Source organism: Acinetobacter sp. ANC 4862 (assembly GCF_004336635.1).
In the GTDB taxonomy this organism is placed as follows: Bacteria; Pseudomonadota; Gammaproteobacteria; order Pseudomonadales; family Moraxellaceae; genus Acinetobacter.
The window spans coordinates 1-19173 of sequence record NZ_SJXH01000023.1 but is presented as its reverse complement, the minus strand read 5'-3'; the positions used below and the strand labels follow the sequence as shown (position 1 = coordinate 19173).

The window sequence follows — 19173 nt, the reverse complement described above, 5'->3', positions numbered from 1 at the left end:
AAATAAGTGAAAGATAGAGCAAATTAAAAATTCCAAAGGACGAAGGATGTCACTGCGCCAATTATTTACTGCAATTGAACAGGATGAGTGGGTCGATATTCCGCAAGGCTGGTTACAGGGGCGCACCATTTATGGCGGTTTGGTCGCAGGGATGATGATGCAAAAAGCCTTGCTTGCTGTTGCAGATGCGGAAAAGCAGCTGTTAAGTACCAGTGTCACTTTTGTCGGTCCAGTGCAAATGGCACCGGTTCGATTAAGTGCTGAAATCTTGCGTCAAGGCAAGTCTGTCACCACGGTTGAAGTGCGGCTCTGGCAGGACAATGCCGTGCAAAGCATCTTGATTGCCAGTTTTGGTACGCATCGCCAGTCGGTTATTTTAGTGCAACAGGAACAACTTGCACCTGAATTTCCTAGGCCTGAGCAATTAAACATTGCGGAGCATCATCCTTTAGCCCCGGAATGTTTTGGACAGATGGACTTGGTCTGGGTGGATGGTCAATATCCATGTACCGCTAGTGAAAATCCTGATTTTAGTGGTTGGATGCGTTTTAATCCTGAGCGGCATGACAACCGGGAAATGACCGTGGCTGATTTGATGGTGGCATTTGATATGTGGCCACCGGGGGTATTGCCGATGTTTAAAACCTTCGCACCGGCTAGTTCACTAACCTGGCACGTGACTTATGTTCACCCTTTGAATAATCATGTGCAAGATTGGTTTAAATATAAAGTATTTACCGATTATGCAGCAGAAGGGTATTCCACTGAATATGCTCATCTTTGGGATGCCGAGAATCGACTGATTGCGATTTCCAGACAGACAGTTACCGTGTTTGCCTAGTGACACTTTATAGCAATTCGTATAAAGTGAGTCTGAATTAACGATGAATCCATCCTCAAAATATGTGTGGTTTTTCATTGTACATAAAGGGGAAAAATTGGCGGTGTCTATGACTACAGGTCGCATCCTGAATATTCCAAATATCTTGACTTTGGCGCGTATAGCTTTAATACCTGTCTTTTTGTTGGTGGCTTACTGGCCGCCTGCAGTTGGTGTTGCTGAGCAAGACAGTAACATGACTCGTCACATTATTTTAACGGCGATTTTTGTCGTTGCTGCGGTAACCGATTGGTTCGATGGTTATTTGGCTCGTTCACTGAATCAAACCTCAGCCTTTGGTCGTTTTCTTGACCCGGTAGCGGACAAGTTAATGGTCGCAGCTGCACTGATTGTTTTGGTGCAATGGCAACCAAGTATGTCCATGGCATTTGCAGCGATTGTAATTATTTCACGTGAAATTACCGTATCTGCTTTGCGTGAGTGGATGGCTGAATTAGGGGCACGTACCAGTGTTGCAGTATCCACCGTCGGTAAATATAAGACGGCGTTTCAAATGATTGCGATTTCAGTGTTTTTACTGAACTGGCAGCCGCTTGATACTTTGGCTTATCTTTTATTGTATACCGCGGTGATTCTGACGTTGTGGTCCATGTTTATTTATTTGAAAGCTGCATGGCCGTATTTAAAACAGCCCTAAATTAGATTTAAAAATTAAGTAAAAGCACCCGTTTCAGGGTGTTTTTTTGATCTTACTTTTAGGTAATGTCAAAATCTGAACACAAAAAAAATCCTAGATTTTGGGGGAAACCTAGGATTGAAATCGGGTATATTTATAGTTTTTATAAGATGTTTAACCATCTTCTTGAAACTGATTATAGGATAATGCCTTCTATCCTTCATGTAGGTTATTGTATTGTAATGTAGAGATTTATTGAGAAATGTATCTTTGATTTACAGTTATTTCTAGATGTAAAAAATCGCATTTCAAAAACCTTTAATAAAGGGAATTCTTTGCGGATTAAAGCTTGCGCGTGCTTTCGGTGCTTCTCTTGCAGGAAATAAAGGTAGTGTCCTAATTTTCATTCGAAGCCTAGGCTCTCATCTTGCGGAATATATTCCTAAGGGTTGAGCAGTGCTTCCAAAAATAAAAAAAGGAGTCTTTTAAAGGCTCCTTTATGACATTAGAAACTACGCGCTTCACTTGTCTTGCGTAAAAAGAAAGCAGCGAAAAAAGAAATCCCCTATTTTTAGGGGATTTCTTTCAAATTAAAGCCTACGCACATCTTCGGTGTTTGTCTTGCTCACCTAAAGCATAGCTTTAGGTCTTGCGGCGTGGCGGAGCAGTGCTCCTAAGCTAAAAAGGGAATCTTTTTAGATTCCCTTTTGACAATCAAAACTACGCGCTTCGCTTGTCTTGAGTAAAATTTAAAGCAGCGCTTTAAATTTTACTCAGGCTTTAGGCCTTCAGCTTTTTCTAGTGACTCATCGTTACTAAAGAATTTTTCACGCTGTTCTTCAAGAAACTTTTTCGCATCCGGTTCAAACACGTTTAAACGCTTTTCATTGATCAGCGTGGTTTGGTGTTTAAGCCATTCTTGCCAGGCCTGTTTAGATACCGTATCAAACAATTCCTGACCCTTTGCACCCGGGAAGGGGGCAAAGTCTAAACCTTCCATTTCTGTTTGATACTTACGGCAAAAAACTTGTCGAGACATATCATTCTTCCTTAAGCGTAAAGTTTTTCTAAGCGTGTGTAGGCACGAGCAATGGCAGCCTCGACTTGCGCAGGTGCAGTACCACCAATGTGGTTACGTGCATTGACAGATGCTTCAAGAGTCAATGCTTTTTCAAATACGTCCGCTTGGATCAAGTCAGAGAACTGTTGCAGTTGTTCAAGTGTTAGCTCAGACAAATCTTTAGCTTCTTGAACACCTAATGCAACCGCTTTACCGACAATTTCATGCGCATCACGGAAAGCCACGCCATTTTTAACCAGATAATCTGCAAGATCGGTTGCGGTTGAGAAACCACGAAGTGCTGCTTCACGCATGATTTCGATATTTGGAACCAATGCAGGAATCATGTCGGCAAATGCCATCAATGAACCACGAACGGTGTCGATGGCATCAAATAATGGTTCTTTGTCTTCTTGGTTGTCTTTGTTATATGCTAATGGTTGACCTTTCATCAGCGTTAATAAGCTCATTAAGTCCCCATAAACACGGCCTGTTTTACCACGAATCAATTCAGGTACATCCGGGTTTTTCTTCTGCGGCATAATTGAAGAGCCTGTGCAGAAACGATCTGGAATGTTCACAAATTTGAACTGTGCAGAAGTCCACAAAATCATTTCTTCAGACATACGTGATAAATGCATCATGATTAAAGATGCAGCAGCATTGAATTCAATACCAAAGTCACGGTCAGACACTGCATCTAACGAGTTTTCGCAAACTGCTTCAAAACCTAAAAGCTGTGCTGTGTATTCACGTTCGATTGGGTAAGTTGTACCTGCCAAAGCAGCAGAACCTAATGGTAAACGATTAACACGTTTACGGCAGTCAATTAAGCGCTCAGAATCACGTACCAGCATTTCAAACCACGCCATTAAATGGTGACCGAAAGTCACTGGCTGTGCCGTTTGCAGATGAGTGAAGCCTGGCATAATCGTAGTGGTATTTTTTGCCGCTAAGCCCAAAATGCCTTTTTGTAATTTTTCCAGCAATTTTAAAATCGCATCAATTTCGTCACGTACATATAAACGAATATCGGTTGCAACCTGGTCGTTGCGGCTGCGACCGGTATGTAGTTTTTTACCTGTGATGCCAATACGCTGAGTCAAGCGAGACTCAATGTTCATGTGGACATCTTCTAGGTCAATGCGCCATTCAAAGTTGCCCGATTCAATATCAGCCTGAATAGCCGTCAAGCCAGTGATGATATCGTCACGTTCTTGCTCGGTAAGTACGCCAACTTTTGCAAGCATGGTTGCATGTGCAATAGAGCCTGCAATATCTTGTTTATAAAAGCGTTGGTCAAATTGTACAGATGCTGTAAATTCAGCAACAAAAGCGTCCGTCGCTTCAGAGAAACGACCGCCCCACATACCCGAAGTTTGGGTTTGTGACGGATTTGAGGAATTAGAAGATGTGGTCATGTCGGCTCAATAGGATAAAAAGCATTAGAACTAAAAAGAGTATAACAAATTCAGGTTCACTTGCCGAAGGACAAGACGAGCAAAGTTTTGCTGATACACAGGGAAATAAACCATACGCTTATTTTTTTACGAAAATAGGGCGTTGGCAACATTTAATCGAATTATTTATTGCCAGTAATATTTTGGCGATGATTTTAGCTTTGGCAGAAGCACAATCATGGACGGCCTTAAGTGTAGGGCGTTTAGTGCAGTATATGTTGTTCATTAACTGGGTTTTACTGGCTTTTGTCGGATTGGTTGAGCTGTTTCAGAAAAAAATTCAGCCTTTAAGTTTTGGGCAAGCCTTAGGTGTTGGCTTTATTCTGTTGCAGATGATTATTTTATTGACCACCATCATGCTGAATGGTTTGATTTATTTTGGACAAAATTTTCAAATTCACAATTTAAGCAGCGATGTTTTACTGGATGGTGTGGTGCTGCATCTCAGTTATGGCGTGCTGATCGGGACATTCTGTTTCCGCTATCTGTATTTGCGAGAGCAATCGGCACGTCAGCAAAATAGTGAATTACATGCACGTATTCAGGCCATGCAAGCGCGAATTCATCCGCATTTTCTGTTTAACAGTTTAAATACGGTAATCAGTTTAATTACCATTGATCCGGATAAAGCAGAGCAAATGTTACTGAATTTATCACGGCTATTTCGTGCGAGTTTTAAAGAACTTAAACTGGTTCGCTTAAAAGATGAAATTGAATTATGTCAGCATTATTTAGCCATTGAGCAGATGCGTTTGGGGGATCGTTTAAGCGTAGAGTGGAAATATGACAATGAAGTTCTGTTTTCTCAGATACAAATTCCGTTATTAACTTTACAACCTTTAGTGGAAAATAGTATTTTTCATGGAGTTGAAAAATTTTTAACAAAGAGTACGATAAGCATATTGGTTGAAATATTGCAAAATCAAGTCAATATAGTCATTACTAACCCCCATACACAGGATAAAATAAATATACGACAAGGAAATGGTATTGCAGTTGAAAATGTGAAACAGCGTCTAAAGGCTTATTATGGACGGACTGTGATCTTTCAGACATACGCGGGAAAGGGAATATTTACCACAGTTGTGCAATATCGATATAAATAAAAAATCATAGTTAACCTATAAAAAAAATCATGGTAACTGTGAAAGGAGGAAAAATGGACATCCTGATTTGTGATGATGAACCTCTCGCTGTAGAGCGCTTATCACGTTTAGTCACACAACTGGGACATCAAGTGGTTGCAACCGCAACTCATGGTCAACAGGCGATTGATATGGTTCAGTTTTATGAACCAGATGTCGTGTTGTTAGATATTCAAATGCCTGAAATTGATGGTTTAAGCTGTGCACAGTATTTGCGTCAGCTTGAGCCTATGCCAGCGATTATTTTTTGTACTGCTTATGATGAACATGCATTGGATGCATTTAAGTCGCATGCAGAAGGCTATCTATTAAAACCGGTGATGCAGCAAGAATTACAACAGGTTTTAGACCATTTAACCAAACTGACTCAAGCACAAATGAGCATTTTAAAACAAAAAGAAGATATGAACGAAATCAATATAAAACGCCACCAAATTGTGGCAAAAACCTACCGTGGGGTAGAGTTGGTGCCTGTGGAAAATATTTATTATTTTTTAGCAGATCAAAAATATGTCACGGTACGTCATAAAAATGGCAGTGTACTGATTGATGAAACTTTAAAAGACCTGGAAAATGAATTTGGCGACCAATTTGTTCGAATTCATCGTAATGCCTTGGTTTCAGTGCATTTTCTAGATGGACTCGAAGTCGTTAGTTCAGGCCAGTATCAAGTACGTTGTCGTGAATTAGAGGAGCGCCTGGCGGTCAGCCGGCGCCATTTACCCAATCTAAGAGAACGAATACAAAAAATTTAAAACTGTTTTCATGATTTTGGTGACAACAACTGTGCAAATTCACTTGCATTTTCAAGTCAGCACGTTAAGTTTAGAATAACGTACTTACATTGACTGTTTCTAAAATTTATGAAGATTTTGAAGATTGCAACTCGACAAAGCCCGCTTGCATTATGGCAGGCTGAACATATTCGTGCCCGTTTAGAGGCATTGCATGCTGATCTTAAAGTTGAGTTGGTAACCTTCGTGACTCAGGGTGACAAAATCCTGGATACGCCTTTGGCAAAAATTGGTGGTAAAGGTTTATTTGTTAAAGAGTTAGAAGCAGCATTGCTGGATGGTCGTGCAGACTTGGCTGTTCATTCGATGAAAGATGTCCCTATGGCTTTGCCTGAAGGTTTGAGCTTGCCAGTGATTTGTGAACGTGAAGATCCCCTGGATGCTTTTGTTTCCAATACCTATCACAGTTTTGATGAATTACCACAGGGTGCAAAAGTCGGGACTTCAAGCCTACGCCGTAAATCCCAGATTTTAAAACAACGTCCTGATTTAAATATTATTGATTTGCGCGGAAATGTTGGAACGCGTTTATCGAAACTGGATTCAGGTTTGTACGATGCCATTATTTTGGCGAGTGCGGGTTTAAAACGCTTGGGGTTGGCTGAACGTATTCGTCATACTCTGCAACCTGAAATTAGTTTGCCAGCAGTTGGACAGGGCGCACTCGGCTTGGAATGTCGTACGACAGACCAAGCGGTACTGGATCTTATCTTGCCGCTTTTACATGATGAAACCGATGTCTGTGTTCGTGCAGAACGCGCTTTCAATGCTTATTTAGAAGGCGGTTGCCAAGTGCCAATCGCAGGATATGCCACTTTAAATCAAGGGCAACTCCATATAGAAGGCCGTGTGGGGAGTGTGGATGGTTTAACCCTGTTAAAAGTTGAACTCAGTGGTACACCAGAACAAGCTGAACAGTTAGGGGTGAGTCTCGCACAGCAATTGCTGGAACAAGGTGCGGGTGATTTGCTTAAAGCGCTCTATTAATATGCTGTTTATTAATACCCGTCCTCAAGATCGTGCGGAAAAATTGAGTTATACCTTACGTATGGCTCAAGTTCCTGTTTTAGATTTGCCTTTACTGGAATTGGTGGCTCGACCTTGGTCAGTGGCATTATCTGAGTTATATCAGCAGTTGCTGTCTGCTCAGGTGATCGTGGTGGTGAGTCCGACTGCGGTTCAAATAGGCATGGATTATTTAAAACAAGCCTCGATTGACCTGAATCAGCTTCGGCAGATCCAATGGATTGCGGTAGGTGAAACCACGGCGCAAGCTTTAGCGACTTATGGAATTACTGCTGAAGTGCCTTTGGTTGAAACATCGGAAGGGATGTTGCAACTTCCAATGCTTAAAAGCATGAATGCTGGAACGTGCATCGCTTTTTGGCGTGGTGAGGGTGGTCGTCCATTTATGATGGATCAGTTAAAACAGCAAGGCATGCATATTTTTAATTTTATTTTATATGAGCGCCGTTGTCCTTTACTCACTCAGCAGAATCTTCCCGATATATTGCCTTTATTGGAACAAGAGCCAGAGTATGCGATGGTGGTGAGCAGTGAAGCGAGCTGGCTAAACTGGATTAAGCTGATGCAAGGTCAAGACGCGATTATTGCAAAAGGGCATTACTTTGTTCTCGGTGAGCGCTTGTATCAAGTTGTTTCGGATTATAAAAAAAATCAATTAGCATGTTTTAATATCACGCGATTACCTGATTTAAAAACAGATTCAATTTTGCAGCAGATTGTTGTTGTGCAAGGGAACACATGAAGAAAATTCTCATTTTATTACTCATTTTAAGTTTGCTCTGGATTATAAAATTAAGTTATGAGGTATTTAATATCTCTGCACAACAAACAGAATTAAGCAGCAGTCTGCATCGTATTGAACAAAGCAATGCAAATTTAAATGATCAACTTGTGGCTTTACAGCGTCATGTGAATGCTGAAGGTGGAGCAGTAGCGCAAGGTGCTCAAGCAAAACATGATTTAAAAACCATCGAAGCATCAAGCATTGATCCAATTGTAGTAATTAAACAGCAGCTGGATTTGATTGAATTTATGCTGAAACAGCAAAAATTCAATGAAGCTTTAGATAAGTTAATGTATTTAGATCGCAATTTAGAGCAATATGCATTAGCACCCTCACTGAAGCAGAGTTTGCATCAGGTTATTGCGAAAGATCAGCAAGTGATTCAGCAGTTTGCAAGCACCCGAGTGGCGCAGCAGGCAAAAGTTGATGATTTAATACACCAACTGGATCAAGCATTAACCCAAGAAATAAATACGCCACAATTAAGTTCAAGCCAACCCCAAAGTAAATATTTTTGGCAGCGCTGGCTGGTGATTGAGCCTGCAAAACAACCTGCCGTCGCTTTAATGCAACGTCCATTGATTTTAAAAGAGGCGCAGCTCCGATTATTATTGGCGCATCAGGCTTTACAGCAAGGTCAATATTTAGAATATCAAGAATCGCTGACTGAAATTATCCAATTGTTAAATCAAATCCCGGATGAGAAATCACGCCAACTGATTCAGAATATCCAAAAAATAAAAGGATTTACTGTTGTTCCGACGCCAAGTTTAAATACGCGCGCATTATTGGGGTGATGGATTAATGAAACAGGTTTTACTTGCCTATGCTTTTATCAGCTTGATTATAATCGCCGGATTGAGTGTTTTAAGTTATGGTTATGGTGCAGGTTATGTTTATTTATATTGGCGTGAATGGCAGATTCAAACCAACATCTGGGTCATTTTTATTTTCCTGGCCTGCCTGAGCTTAATGATTCAATTGCTATGGTTGGTAATCAAGCGCTATTTAACCCGAGAACAAAGAAAGCTAGAAACTGTTTTTAATTTTAAAAATTTACATCCCTATGAACAGTTGGCCGTGGTGTGGTTATTAGAAGCAGCTAAAGACCAGCATGAATTTATTCGAGGGGTATTTTCGCAATCGGGTTTATTAAAAGGCATTATTGCTTCGCGATTGTATTGGATGCAGCAGCAATATCCACAAGCGCTTGCAATCTTAAATCAAAGCAATGCCATGGCATTTGAATTGACCGAAATCCAACGCATTGAAATCTATCTGGCTCAAAATGATGGAGAGCAAGCCTTAACCCATCTTGAATTTTTAAATCAGCATGAGCTTTCACCGTGGTTAAAGGATGTCAAAAGTGCCTATGATTTACGCTTAACAGCGCTATGGGGAAAGTTTGCCCTTCAATTTCCATGGATGTATTTGCGTTCGACTAAATATGGTCATTTAGACACCGAAATCAAACAGGAATGGTTGCAACAGTTATTGCTTGATTTTGATCAAGCTGATGTTGAGGATTTACAAAATTTACAACAACGTTATTTAGACTTGCAAGATCAAATTTATAGTCGCAATTATGAGATAAAAACTTTATGGTTAAAGCGAMAAAATRAAGACTTGGCATTACATTTGTTAGATGAGCAGTTTAATCAAGACGTTTTTTATTTATGGTTTCAACAGCAATTATTGAAACAAAACCCTGATTATTTAAGGGTTGAGCAACGAATTGACTATTGGGAAAATAAATATCCTTCTTTGCCTGTGTTTACCTTTGCGAAATGGCATATATACACTGCAACCGCACGTTATGCTGAAGCGGATAAATTGCTTGAACTATACCCAGATAATGTAATGATGAATTATTTAAGAATTAAATCTACTTTAAAAGGTCAGGATGATTTAATTAAGCAGTTAAATTTAATATTTGAAAGTAATGCAAATTTTGTTGAAATAAAAATATGAGGCCAAATAAATGTTAACCCTGTCGGATTATCCTGTTATTTATGAGCAGTCAGTCGCTTGGGGAGATATGGATGCCTTTGGGCATGTAAATAACGTCATCTATTATCGTTATATCGAAAGTGCCCGCATTCGTTATATGGATGAACTTAATGTTTTTCAACAAGATGTTTATACGGTGGTTGCGTCCAATCAGTGCAAATATATTCGTCCGGTATTTTATCCAGACCAGCTTAAAATTGGTGTACGTGTTGAGGAAATGCGTAATAGTGCACTGCGTATGAGTTATTTATTATGGAGTGAGGCACAACAAACGGTAGTTGCATTGAGTGAAGCGGTCATAGTTTGTGTAAATAAAGAAAATATGAATAAAACTGAAATACCTGCTGTGATTCGAGAAAAAGTGAATAAAATTGAGATGATTGTAAATCATCAAATTTAAAACTATTAAAAAAGGTTTAATAAATATAGAGATATATAGATGTGTGAAATCTTTTTAAATATTGTTATTTATTTAAATTTTTGTATTGAATGTTTTAGATAATAAAAATATTATGATCGAGTTTGAATAAATAATATATAAAATCTATTCTTGGGAGTTAATATGATGCCGGACATTAGTAATTTATCTGTTGAAGAGTTAAAGCGTTTACAAATTGAAGCTGAAGCATTAATTGCTTCTAAAAAAGATCAAGCTGTTGAAGATGCTTATCAGCAAATTTTAGATATTGCAGATAAAGTAGGTTTGACGATTGAACAAATCTTAGAGTTTGGTGCAACTAAACGCAAAAAAAGCACACGTAAATCTGTGGAGCCACGTTACCGTAGTAAAAACAATCCATCCGAGACTTGGACGGGTCGCGGTAAACAACCACGTTGGTTGGTTGCTGAACTGGAAAACGGTGCAAAACTGGAAGACTTCCTCATCTGATTTTGGAATTCATGAGATTGTCATCCAGTTGGATTAGGCTAAAAAAACCAAGCATATATGCTTGGTTTTTTTATATCTTTGAATTGGCGTTGTAGAAAAAGTGTGCATAATGTGTATAGAAATATAATATCGTGGCTCAGGGAAGAAGAATAGATATGTTGGTCGTGGTGGGATGATAAAGAAACCCAAATACATCACGTGGTGGATCTTTGCCATCATCGTTTTTTTTATTTTCGTATTACTCCAAATTCCAGCGGCTTGGCTCATTTCAAAATTTTATAAAAACAACCAGGTCTTGCAAAATGTAAGCGGCAATATTTGGCAGGGGCAAGCAGATTGGCATAAAGGGAATCTAAGAGGGTCGTTAAGTTGGAAAACACGGCCATTGGATCTGTTTTTGCTGCGTTTAGGGGCTCATGTCGAAGTCCATAGTGGGCATACCCAACTTGATGGGGTGGTGGGGTATGGTTTTGGCAAGAAAGTCATTATTCAAGACTTGAATGGCCAAATTGCACCTGAAACATTAAAGAATCTGGTAGATTGGCAGTGGCCTACAAATGCCATTCAATTGCAGGATATCGATTTTAACTATAAAAAAGAGCAGGGTTTTTCCCAGGCAGACGGTCAATTGCAGTGGGCGGGTGGTGAGTTGATTTATACCTATGCTCAGCGACAGGATCGAATGAATATGCCGTCATTGAAAGGAAAACTGTCAGATGAAAATAATAAGCTGATGTTTGATCTTCGTGACCAGCGTGCTCAAAAGCTGATTGCTTTAGAGCTGGATCCAAGCTTGATGCTTGATGTGCAATTGACGCAACGTTTATTGATGAATATTGCTTCTTATGAAGGTAAAGCGGGTTTGGATACCTATGTCATTAGTTCGCGCCAACCTTTGTTTAAAGGTGGCTTCTAATGAATGAATGGATCGAAAAAATTCAACAGTTAAATTGGAAACAGGCAGATCGTGCTGCACCGATATTACTGGCACTGCTGATTTTATATTTATGCTGGAAGTTGGCGAGTATTTTTTGGTTGTTGATGGCTCCTCCTCAAGTAATACAGTTGGAGCGGGTGGAATTAGGCTCACAACAACCACAAGTCCCTAATTTATCTTCATTTGCACTGTTTCAAGAAGCTGGAAAGAGCGCTGCTGCGGACGAGAATATAAACCTTGTATTACAGGGGGTGGTGGTGGGTTTCCCGAGTCAATTTTCTTCTGCGGTGATTAAAGTAAATGACGTGGCAGATCGCTATCGGGTAGGAGAAAGTATTGATACGACCTCTTACCAGTTGGCTGAAGTGTATTGGGATCGTGTGGTATTACGCCAAAACAATGGTACCACCCGAGAGTTACCCTTTAAAAGGATTGGAAATGGACTGGATCAAGCTATCGTTCAACCGGTAGTGAATGCTTCAAACTCAAATCATCAATCGATTCAAGCCGTGCCGAGTCAGGAAAATAGTGCTCTGGGACAAGCAGTACAAAAAATACAGGAAGACCGTGAACAATATTTAAAAGATATGGGGGTGAATGCGGCAAGCGGGGGCTATGAAGTGACTTCAAGAACTCCTGCAGCATTACGCAGCAAGCTGGGTTTGCAACCGGGTGACCGGATTATGTCTTTAAATGGACAGGCTGTGGGGCAGGGGCAAAGCGATGCCCAGTTGCTGGAACAGGCGAGACGCGAAGGTCAGGTTAAATTGGAAATAAAGCGTGGTGATCAGGTGATGACCATACAACAGAATTTTTAAGTGATGCATTGTCACATTATAGGGTTAGGAAGCACGGAATTTTATGGCTTTATTTAATCATCATCGTTCAGTTTGGACCTTATTTGCAGCTGCACCACTTATTGCTATGGTGAGTACTGCAAGCCATGCACAGACATGGAAAATCAATTTACGTGACGCTGATTTAACTGCATTTATTAATGAAGTGGCAGATATTACCGGGAAGAATTTTGCTGTAGATCCACGTGTACGTGGCAATGTGACGGTCATTTCGAATAAACCTTTAAATAAAGCTGAAGTTTACGAGTTATTTCTTGGCGTATTGAATGTGAATGGTGTGGTGGCGATTCCTTCGGGCAATACCATCAAACTGGTACCTGATAGCAATGTTAAAAGCTCCGGTATTCCTTATGATGCCAAGCAACGTGCCACGGGTGATCAAATTGTGACTCGGGTGATTTGGCTGGAAAATACCAATCCCAATGACTTGATTCCTGCGATTCGCCCTTTAATGCCGCAGTTCGCGCATTTATCAGCGGTTGCGGGAACCAATGCCCTGATTGTTTCAGACCGTGCCAATAATATTTATCAGCTTGAAACCATTATTCGTAATTTAGATGGTACCGGGCAAAACGATATCGAGACTGTGACACTGCAGTCGAGTCAAGCGGAAGAAATGATTGGTTTGCTCGAATCAATGAGTTCGACTGGAGCAGCACGAGATTTAAAAGGCTCGCGGATCCGCATCATTGCCGATACACGTACCAACCGGATTGTGCTGAAAGGCGATACTGCAACGCGTAAGCGTATCCGTCAAATGATTGAAATGCTGGATGTGCCTGCGGCAGATCGTTTAGGTGGATTAAAAGTCTTTCGTTTAAAATATGCCAGTGCGAAAAGTCTGGCTGAAATTTTACAAGGCTTGGTCACCGGTCAGGCTGTATCCAGTTCATCAAATTCAAATAGTTCATCGTCGAACAGTAATAATGCGATGAATAATCTCAGCAATAACAACTCGAATAATTCAAGCAGTAGCTCATCAAATATTTCAACCCCCAGTATTAACTTGGGTGGTGGATCAAACAGTAATAATCAAAATAGCATCACCAGTTTTAATGGCAATGGCGTCAGTATTATTGCTGATGACAGCCAGAACGCATTGGTAGTGAAAGCTGATCCGCAATTGATGCGTGAAATTGAATCTGCCATTCAGCAGTTGGATATACGCCGTCAACAGGTGCTCATCGAGGCTGCCATCATTGAAGTTGAGGGAAGTGATGCCGATCAACTTGGTGTGCAATGGGCCTTGGGTGACTTAAGTAGCGGCATTGGATTAATTAGCTTTGATAATGCAGGGGCAAGTCTAGCCAGCCTGGCAGGTGGTTATTTGACAGGTGGTTCTGCCGGTTTAGGTGCTGCAGCAGCCGGGTTAAAAGGTACTTCATTGGTTCTTGCCGATTATAAAGAAGGCAGTAATGGTTCGCGTAAACTTTATGGTGCGCTGATTCAGGCACTAAACAGTAGAACAAAATCCAATTTACTCTCCACGCCATCCATTGTGACCATGGATAATGAAGAAGCATATATTGTGGTGGGGCAGAACGTACCTTTTGTCACAGGTTCCGTTGCGACCACCACAGCCGGCATCAATCCATATACTACGGTTGAACGTAAAGATGTTGGTGTGACTTTAAAAGTGGTGCCGCATATTGGTGAGGGTGGCTCAGTCCGTTTAGAAGTCGAACAGGAAGTTTCTGCTGTAGCCCGTGATCGCGGACAGGCACAGGATTTAGTCACCAGTAAACGCGCAATAAAGACCTCGATTTTGGCTGAGCATGGTCAAACCATCGTTTTAGGCGGTTTGATTTCGGATAATTCTCTTCAGGGTCGCCAGTCTGTACCGGGTTTGGGTGCTATTCCAGGAATTGGGCGTTTGTTCAGATCTGACGTTAAATCTAATGAAAAACGCAATTTACTGGTCTTTATCCATCCCACCATTGTCGGTGATGCTAAAGATGTGAAGCGTTTGTCTCAGCAACGTTATAGTCAGTTGTATAGCTTGCAGCTGGCGATGGATCAGGATGGTACTTTCTCGAAGTTACCGGAAAATGTGGATGATATTTATCAACAACGTCTACCGGTAACGCCTTCAGCTGCAAAAGTACCGGGTTATCAAACTGTACCATCCGGTGGGCAAAATAAGTCCAATGCCGCTACGATTACCACTCCTGTAGCGATTGAGCCAATGGTACAAAGGCAAGTGATCCAAGTACCTAAATCTGAGGTTGAAAGAACTAAAAATACCGTAACTACGACCACGATTCGATCAGGTTCTTAACAGAGTGTGTAAAGAATTGCAGATTTGCCGTGATATGATGAGAAAAAATCGCAAAGAGAAGTGCATTTCATGACTTGGAAAATACAAGCAATTACCGGTGAATTGACGGGACAAGAAATTAGCATCGACCGTGATATGTTGGTCGGTCGTCATCAGAGCGCAGATATTGTATTGCAAGCCGGGGAAATCTCACGCAAGCATGCGGCTTTCTTGCTAAAAGAGCAGGCCTTGTGGCTGCAGGATTTAAATTCATCTAATGGCACATTCGTCAATGATTTACGGATTGAACATGAAACCTTGTTGAAACAAGGCGATATTATTCAGTTTGCCAGTCTGAAGTTTTCTGTACTGGAGCCTGCAAAAGACATTGCACGTGTCGTAATTGAATCAGCTGCAGTTGCGCTTGAACCTGTCGTGGCAGAAACAGAAGTGATTCCTGCTGCTGAGCAGCCTTCGGAAGCCGTTGCTGTTTCTGAAACTGCAGCTGCAGAAGCGGAGGAAGCCTCTAAAACAGTCGCGCAACACATGAATGACCAAGGCATGCCTGAACTGAAAGAGCGTGATAGCAGTGTCAATGTGACCCGTGATGGTATGCCCACCAATGTTGGTGTGCCAAAGCCAGCCCCAATTCCTGAAGGTGTGGACTTGAGTGCCATTCCAGAGAAGCAAGAGCCAATAGTGGTTGAAGCACCAGTATCGCGTGTAGAGCAAGCTAAAGAAGAGCAGAAAAATGCATCGGTTGGTTTAATGACCATTATTGCATTGATTATCCTTGCAATCATTGCATGGTTATTCTTTAAATAAGTATCTGCACGACCTACAATTAAGGCATGCAATCGCATGCCTTAATTATTTGGCTAGATGTGTTTGGGTGAGATAAATAATGAGAGGAAGAAGATGTCTGTAGCAAAATTGGCAAGTCGTGAACTTATTCTATTTGACTTGGACGGCACCTTGGTGGATTCCGCATCTGATTTATATCGCGCCATGAATATGAGCCTGAATGTTTTGCAATTACCGGATGTGACTGAAGAGCAGGTTCGGACGTGGGTGGGGAAAGGCACATCACTTTTTTGTCATAGCACTTTGCAGTATTTAACCGGACAGGTTGATCCGGCGCAATATCAACAATTATTAGAGACTTTTTTAAGAATTTATAATGCCGAACCTTGTGTCGATACCCAGCCTTTTAATGGGGTGGTAGATTTTCTCGAATGGGGTTTAACACACAATAAACAAATGATCTGCGTGACCAACAAGCCAGAACAACCTGCGCGTATGATTGTGGAATCCTTGGGTTTAAGCAAATATTTTGTCGATGTGATTGGTGGCGATCGTTTTGAAGAACGCAAGCCGCATCCGCGCCAACTGCTGTTTTGTGTCGATGAATATCAACTGGCAAAAGAACAGGTATTGATGCTGGGCGATTCCAGCAATGATGTCGAAGCAGCACGACGTGCAGGAGTGGATTGTATTGTGGTGAGCTATGGCTATAATCATGGTGAAGATATTCATGATTGCCAGCCACAGCAAGTGGTTGATGATTTAACAGAATTACTCACGAAATAATTTAAAAGTAAGGATATTGGAATGAGAAATTGTATGGTTTTTCGATGGCGACGCTAAGTCAGATAATCCCAAAACGAACTTAAAACCCGCCCATATCGAAAACATAGAGAATACTCATGACCACTCAAACTCAATTCGACAGCTTAAAATCTGACGGTTACAACCTTATTCCTGTTTATCGTCAGCGTTTAGCCGATACCGAAACCCCACTTTCAGTGTTTGCGCGCCTTAAAGACCATCAACAAGCGTATTTGTTTGAATCTGTTGAAGGCGGGGAAAACTGGGCGCGTTATTCCATTATTGGCTTGGGTGAATCCACTGTTTTTTCATGCAATGAAAGTGTTTTAACTATTCAACAAGCCGATGGTTCAATTGAAACCCAGGCCTGTAGCGATCCATTCCAATACATCCGCGATTTTCAAGCCCAGTTTCATGTGCCAACGCAAAAGGACTTACCAGCCTTGCCGAGTTTTACCGGTGGCTTAGTAGGTTACTTTGGCTATGATTCAGTTCGTTACATCGAGCCACGTTTAACCAATGTGCCAGCAGCTGATCCTGTCGGTTTGCCGGATATCTGGATGATGCTGTCTAAAACAGTGATTGTATTTGATAACTTAAAAGACACTTTATTCTTAATTGTGCATGCTGATGTGAACGACCCAGATGCCTATGCCAAGGCACAACAACAATTAGATGAATTGGAAGCGGTATTAGCTCAACCGATTAGCCTGCAAGCGAAAAAACATACGGCACCGCATTTTGAATCTCTCACAGGTAAAGAAAAGTATCTTGAGTCAATTGAAACAGTAAAAGAATACATCCGCGCAGGCGATGTGATGCAGGTGGTGCCGGGGCATCGTATGGTGTCTGATTTTGATGGTGAGCCTTTACAGGTTTATCGTGCGCTTCGTCATCTCAATCCATCGCCGTATTTATTTTTAGTGCAAGGGCAAACCTTAGATAATAAAAAACCGTTCCATATTGTCGGATCTTCTCCTGAAATTCTGTCACGTCTGGAAAATGGTATTGCTACGGTTCGTCCGTTGGCAGGTACACGTCCACGTGGCAAGACCAAAGAAGAAGATTTGGCACTTGAGCAAGACTTGCTTTCCGATGAAAAAGAAATTGCCGAGCATTTGATGCTGATTGATTTGGGCCGAAATGATGTCGGGCGTGTATCAAAAATTGGCAAAGTGAAAGTCACTGATCAAATGGTGATCGAGCGTTATTCACATGTCATGCATATTGTCTCCAATGTACAGGGTGAGGTTCGTGATGATGTCGATGCCTTGGATGTTTTTAAAGCGACTTTCCCAGCAGGAACACTTTCTGGTGCGCCGAAAATCCGTGCCATGGAAATTATTGATGAGGTTGAGCCAGTAAAACGCGGTGTTTTTGGTGGTGCTGTGGGTTATTTAGGCTGGCATGGTGAAATGGATATGTCGATTGCCATTCGTACCTGTGTCATTCGTGAAAATAAGGTCTATGTACAGGCAGGAGCAGGGCTGGTTGTGGACTCAAATCCTGAATCTGAGTGGAATGAAACCCAGATAAAAGCTCGCGCAGTGATCAAAGCGGTTGAATTATCATCAAATGGATTGATTTTATGAGTTTTTGGCGCTTTTTTTGAAAAAAACACTTGCACGGATTTCAAGTTTTGCTAAACTGCACACCGTTCCGATACGAAACGTACGAAACACTAAGAAACGCCGGCATAGCTCAGTTGGTAGAGCAACTGACTTGTAATCAGTAGGTCCACAGTTCGAATCCGTGTGCCGGCACCATCTTAGAAGTTTGAATGGTTAAGTTGAAGAGTGACACTGAAATAAGTGTATGTGGTGAGGTTCCCGAGCGGTCAAAGGGGGCGGACTGTAACTCCGCTACGAAAGTTTCGAAGGTTCGAATCCTTCCCTCACCACCAATTTAAGAAATTCGATACAGTGTGGTTGTACCAATAATGCGGGAGTAGCTCAGTTGGTAGAGCGGCAGCCTTCCAAGCTGCATGTCGCGAGTTCGACCCTCGTCTCCCGCTCCATCGAAGATTTTATTGCTCTTATAGCTCAGTGGTAGAGCACTCCCTTGGTAAGGGAGAGGTCTCCAGTTCAAATCTGGATAAGAGCTCCAGATATACAGTTTAGTGACTTGGTCACAAAGTTTTTAAAAAGCAGGCTTATTAGTCTGCTTTTCAAGTATTGGGTGTTTAGTTTTTTAGGCGACCTGTCGAAGCTGAGTTGTTTAAGACCGTGTTCGACGTAAACGAGGAAGATCATCATGGCTAAGGCTAAGTTTGAACGTAATAAGCCACACGTAAACGTGGGTACAATTGGTCACGTCGACCATGGTAAAACAACTTTAACTGCTGCAATTGCAACAATCTGTGCAAAAACTTACGGCGGTGAAGCGAAGGATTACGCAGCAATTGACTCTGCACCAGAAGAAAAAGCACGTGGTATTACCATTAATACTTCGCACGTAGAATACGATTCTCCAACTCGTCACTACGCACACGTAGACTGTCCAGGTCATGCCGATTATGTTAAAAACATGATCACTGGTGCTGCTCAAATGGACGGCGCGATCCTTGTATGTGCTGCGACTGATGGTCCTATGCCACAGACTCGTGAACACATCCTTTTATCTCGTCAGGTTGGTGTACCTTACATTCTTGTATTCCTTAACAAGTGTGACCTTGTTGATGATGAAGAATTACTTGAATTGGTAGAAATGGAAGTTCGTGAACTTCTTTCTACTTATGACTTCCCAGGCGATGACACTCCAATCATCCGTGGTTCAGCGCTTGCTGCACTTAATGGTGACCAAGGTCAGTATGGCGAATCTGCTGTAATC

The 19173-nt window shown here is 41.5% G+C and carries 19 protein-coding genes and 4 tRNA genes; 21 read left to right on the top strand and 2 right to left on the bottom strand.

All coding sequences use genetic code 11. The features are described 5' to 3' along the window. Positions 1-46 precede the first annotated feature (46 nt). Both E0409_RS10680 and pgsA read left to right on the top strand, forming a co-directional pair. Positions 47-841 carry an acyl-CoA thioesterase gene (locus E0409_RS10680; RefSeq protein ID WP_131290677.1) on the top strand — a complete coding sequence of 265 codons (795 nt, stop codon included), beginning with the start codon at positions 47-49 and terminating at the stop codon, positions 839-841. 109 nt (positions 842-950) lie between these two features. After that, complete coding sequence (pgsA, locus tag E0409_RS10675; protein ID WP_131290674.1) at positions 951-1538, top strand: CDP-diacylglycerol--glycerol-3-phosphate 3-phosphatidyltransferase; 588 nt, start codon at positions 951-953, stop codon at positions 1536-1538. 748 nt (positions 1539-2286) lie between these two features. Here the strand turns inward: pgsA and E0409_RS10670 are convergent. Both E0409_RS10670 and argH read right to left on the bottom strand, forming a co-directional pair. Beyond that, complete coding sequence (locus tag E0409_RS10670) at positions 2287-2556, bottom strand: oxidative damage protection protein (RefSeq protein WP_131290671.1); 270 nt, start codon at positions 2554-2556, stop codon at positions 2287-2289. Between the two features lie 11 nt (positions 2557-2567). Further along, positions 2568-3998, bottom strand: a complete 1431-nt coding sequence (gene argH / locus E0409_RS10665) for an argininosuccinate lyase (RefSeq protein WP_131290668.1) — start codon at positions 3996-3998, stop codon at positions 2568-2570. On the opposite strand from argH, the gene E0409_RS10660 reads away from it, so the two are divergent. The 19 genes from E0409_RS10660 to E0409_RS10570 form a co-directional block, all read left to right on the top strand. Then, complete coding sequence (locus E0409_RS10660) at positions 3989-5143, top strand: sensor histidine kinase (RefSeq protein WP_131290665.1); 1155 nt, start codon at positions 3989-3991, stop codon at positions 5141-5143. The two genes, argH and E0409_RS10660, sit on opposite strands and share 10 nt — an antisense overlap. Positions 5144-5196: 53 nt before the next feature. Beyond that, positions 5197-5937 carry a LytR/AlgR family response regulator transcription factor gene (locus E0409_RS10655; protein WP_131290662.1) on the top strand — a complete coding sequence of 247 codons (741 nt, stop codon included), beginning with the start codon at positions 5197-5199 and terminating at the stop codon, positions 5935-5937. Positions 5938-6045: 108 nt separating this feature from the next. Then, complete coding sequence (gene hemC, locus E0409_RS10650) at positions 6046-6963, top strand: hydroxymethylbilane synthase (protein ID WP_131290659.1); 918 nt, start codon at positions 6046-6048, stop codon at positions 6961-6963. Between the two features lies 1 nt (position 6964). After that, positions 6965-7744 carry a uroporphyrinogen-III synthase gene (locus E0409_RS10645; RefSeq protein WP_131290657.1) on the top strand — a complete coding sequence of 260 codons (780 nt, stop codon included), beginning with the start codon at positions 6965-6967 and terminating at the stop codon, positions 7742-7744. Then, positions 7741-8583 (top strand): hypothetical protein, encoded by an 843-nt coding sequence (locus E0409_RS10640; RefSeq protein WP_131290654.1) that lies wholly within the window; start codon positions 7741-7743, stop codon positions 8581-8583. Before E0409_RS10645 ends, E0409_RS10640 begins: the two co-directional genes overlap by 4 nt. 7 nt (positions 8584-8590) lie before the next feature. After that, positions 8591-9757 carry a heme biosynthesis protein HemY gene (locus E0409_RS10635; RefSeq protein WP_131290651.1) on the top strand — a complete coding sequence of 389 codons (1167 nt, stop codon included), beginning with the start codon at positions 8591-8593 and terminating at the stop codon, positions 9755-9757. Positions 9758-9767: 10 nt separating this feature from the next. After that, positions 9768-10196: an acyl-CoA thioesterase gene (locus E0409_RS10630; protein WP_131290648.1), complete on the top strand. Its 429-nt coding sequence runs from the start codon at positions 9768-9770 to the stop codon at positions 10194-10196. A gap of 162 nt (positions 10197-10358) precedes the next feature. Next, the gene (locus tag E0409_RS10625; RefSeq protein WP_131290645.1) at positions 10359-10685 is read left to right on the top strand and encodes an H-NS histone family protein; all 327 of its coding nucleotides are present in this window, start codon (positions 10359-10361) and stop codon (positions 10683-10685) included. Between the two features lie 172 nt (positions 10686-10857). Further along, positions 10858-11601 carry a type II secretion system protein N gene (gene gspN, locus E0409_RS10620; RefSeq protein WP_131290642.1) on the top strand — a complete coding sequence of 248 codons (744 nt, stop codon included), beginning with the start codon at positions 10858-10860 and terminating at the stop codon, positions 11599-11601. Continuing rightward, positions 11601-12440 (top strand): type II secretion system protein N, encoded by an 840-nt coding sequence (locus tag E0409_RS10615; RefSeq protein WP_131290639.1) that lies wholly within the window; start codon positions 11601-11603, stop codon positions 12438-12440. Before gspN ends, E0409_RS10615 begins: the two co-directional genes overlap by 1 nt. A gap of 43 nt (positions 12441-12483) precedes the next feature. Then, positions 12484-14757, top strand: a complete 2274-nt coding sequence (gene gspD / locus E0409_RS10610) for a type II secretion system secretin GspD (protein ID WP_131290636.1) — start codon at positions 12484-12486, stop codon at positions 14755-14757. 69 nt (positions 14758-14826) lie between these two features. Beyond that, entirely contained in the window at positions 14827-15561 is a 735-nt protein-coding gene (locus tag E0409_RS10605; protein ID WP_131290633.1) for an FHA domain-containing protein, read from the top strand. Between the two features lie 93 nt (positions 15562-15654). After that, entirely contained in the window at positions 15655-16326 is a 672-nt protein-coding gene (locus E0409_RS10600) for a phosphoglycolate phosphatase (protein ID WP_131290630.1), read from the top strand. 116 nt (positions 16327-16442) lie between these two features. Then, positions 16443-17936: an anthranilate synthase component I gene (trpE, locus tag E0409_RS10595; protein WP_131290627.1), complete on the top strand. Its 1494-nt coding sequence runs from the start codon at positions 16443-16445 to the stop codon at positions 17934-17936. Between the two features lie 98 nt (positions 17937-18034). Next, positions 18035-18110: transfer RNA gene (locus E0409_RS10590), tRNA-Thr, on the top strand. A 53-nt stretch (positions 18111-18163) separates the two neighbouring features. Continuing rightward, positions 18164-18247 (top strand) — tRNA-Tyr (locus E0409_RS10585). Positions 18248-18285: 38 nt separating this feature from the next. After that, positions 18286-18361 (top strand) — tRNA-Gly (locus E0409_RS10580). Positions 18362-18375: 14 nt separating this feature from the next. After that, a tRNA-Thr gene (locus E0409_RS10575) sits at positions 18376-18450 on the top strand. A gap of 147 nt (positions 18451-18597) precedes the next feature. Next, positions 18598-19173 (top strand): GTP-binding protein (locus tag E0409_RS10570; RefSeq protein WP_131290624.1); only part of this gene is annotated, 576 nt, incomplete at its 3' end.

Bases quoted from the DNA above. Each gene is read 5' to 3' on its own strand.
- gspD (WP_131290636.1), top strand. From the start codon at position 12,484: ATGGCTTTATTTAATCATCATCGTTCAGTTTGGACCTTATTTGCAGCT.
- pgsA (WP_131290674.1), top strand. From the start codon at position 951: ATGACTACAGGTCGCATCCTGAATATTCCAAATATCTTGACTTTGGCG.
- trpE (WP_131290627.1), top strand. From the start codon at position 16,443: ATGACCACTCAAACTCAATTCGACAGCTTAAAATCTGACGGTTACAAC.
- E0409_RS10615 (WP_131290639.1), top strand. From the start codon at position 11,601: ATGAATGAATGGATCGAAAAAATTCAACAGTTAAATTGGAAACAGGCA.
- E0409_RS10670 (WP_131290671.1), bottom strand. From the start codon at position 2,556: ATGTCTCGACAAGTTTTTTGCCGTAAGTATCAAACAGAAATGGAAGGT.
- E0409_RS10625 (WP_131290645.1), top strand. From the start codon at position 10,359: ATGATGCCGGACATTAGTAATTTATCTGTTGAAGAGTTAAAGCGTTTA.
- E0409_RS10655 (WP_131290662.1), top strand. From the start codon at position 5,197: ATGGACATCCTGATTTGTGATGATGAACCTCTCGCTGTAGAGCGCTTA.
- E0409_RS10630 (WP_131290648.1), top strand. From the start codon at position 9,768: ATGTTAACCCTGTCGGATTATCCTGTTATTTATGAGCAGTCAGTCGCT.
- gspN (WP_131290642.1), top strand. From the start codon at position 10,858: ATGATAAAGAAACCCAAATACATCACGTGGTGGATCTTTGCCATCATC.
- E0409_RS10605 (WP_131290633.1), top strand. From the start codon at position 14,827: ATGACTTGGAAAATACAAGCAATTACCGGTGAATTGACGGGACAAGAA.
- E0409_RS10680 (WP_131290677.1), top strand. From the start codon at position 47: ATGTCACTGCGCCAATTATTTACTGCAATTGAACAGGATGAGTGGGTC.
- E0409_RS10645 (WP_131290657.1), top strand. From the start codon at position 6,965: ATGCTGTTTATTAATACCCGTCCTCAAGATCGTGCGGAAAAATTGAGT.
- hemC (WP_131290659.1), top strand. From the start codon at position 6,046: ATGAAGATTTTGAAGATTGCAACTCGACAAAGCCCGCTTGCATTATGG.
- E0409_RS10660 (WP_131290665.1), top strand. From the start codon at position 3,989: ATGTGGTCATGTCGGCTCAATAGGATAAAAAGCATTAGAACTAAAAAG.
- E0409_RS10640 (WP_131290654.1), top strand. From the start codon at position 7,741: ATGAAGAAAATTCTCATTTTATTACTCATTTTAAGTTTGCTCTGGATT.
- argH (WP_131290668.1), bottom strand. From the start codon at position 3,998: ATGACCACATCTTCTAATTCCTCAAATCCGTCACAAACCCAAACTTCG.
- E0409_RS10600 (WP_131290630.1), top strand. From the start codon at position 15,655: ATGTCTGTAGCAAAATTGGCAAGTCGTGAACTTATTCTATTTGACTTG.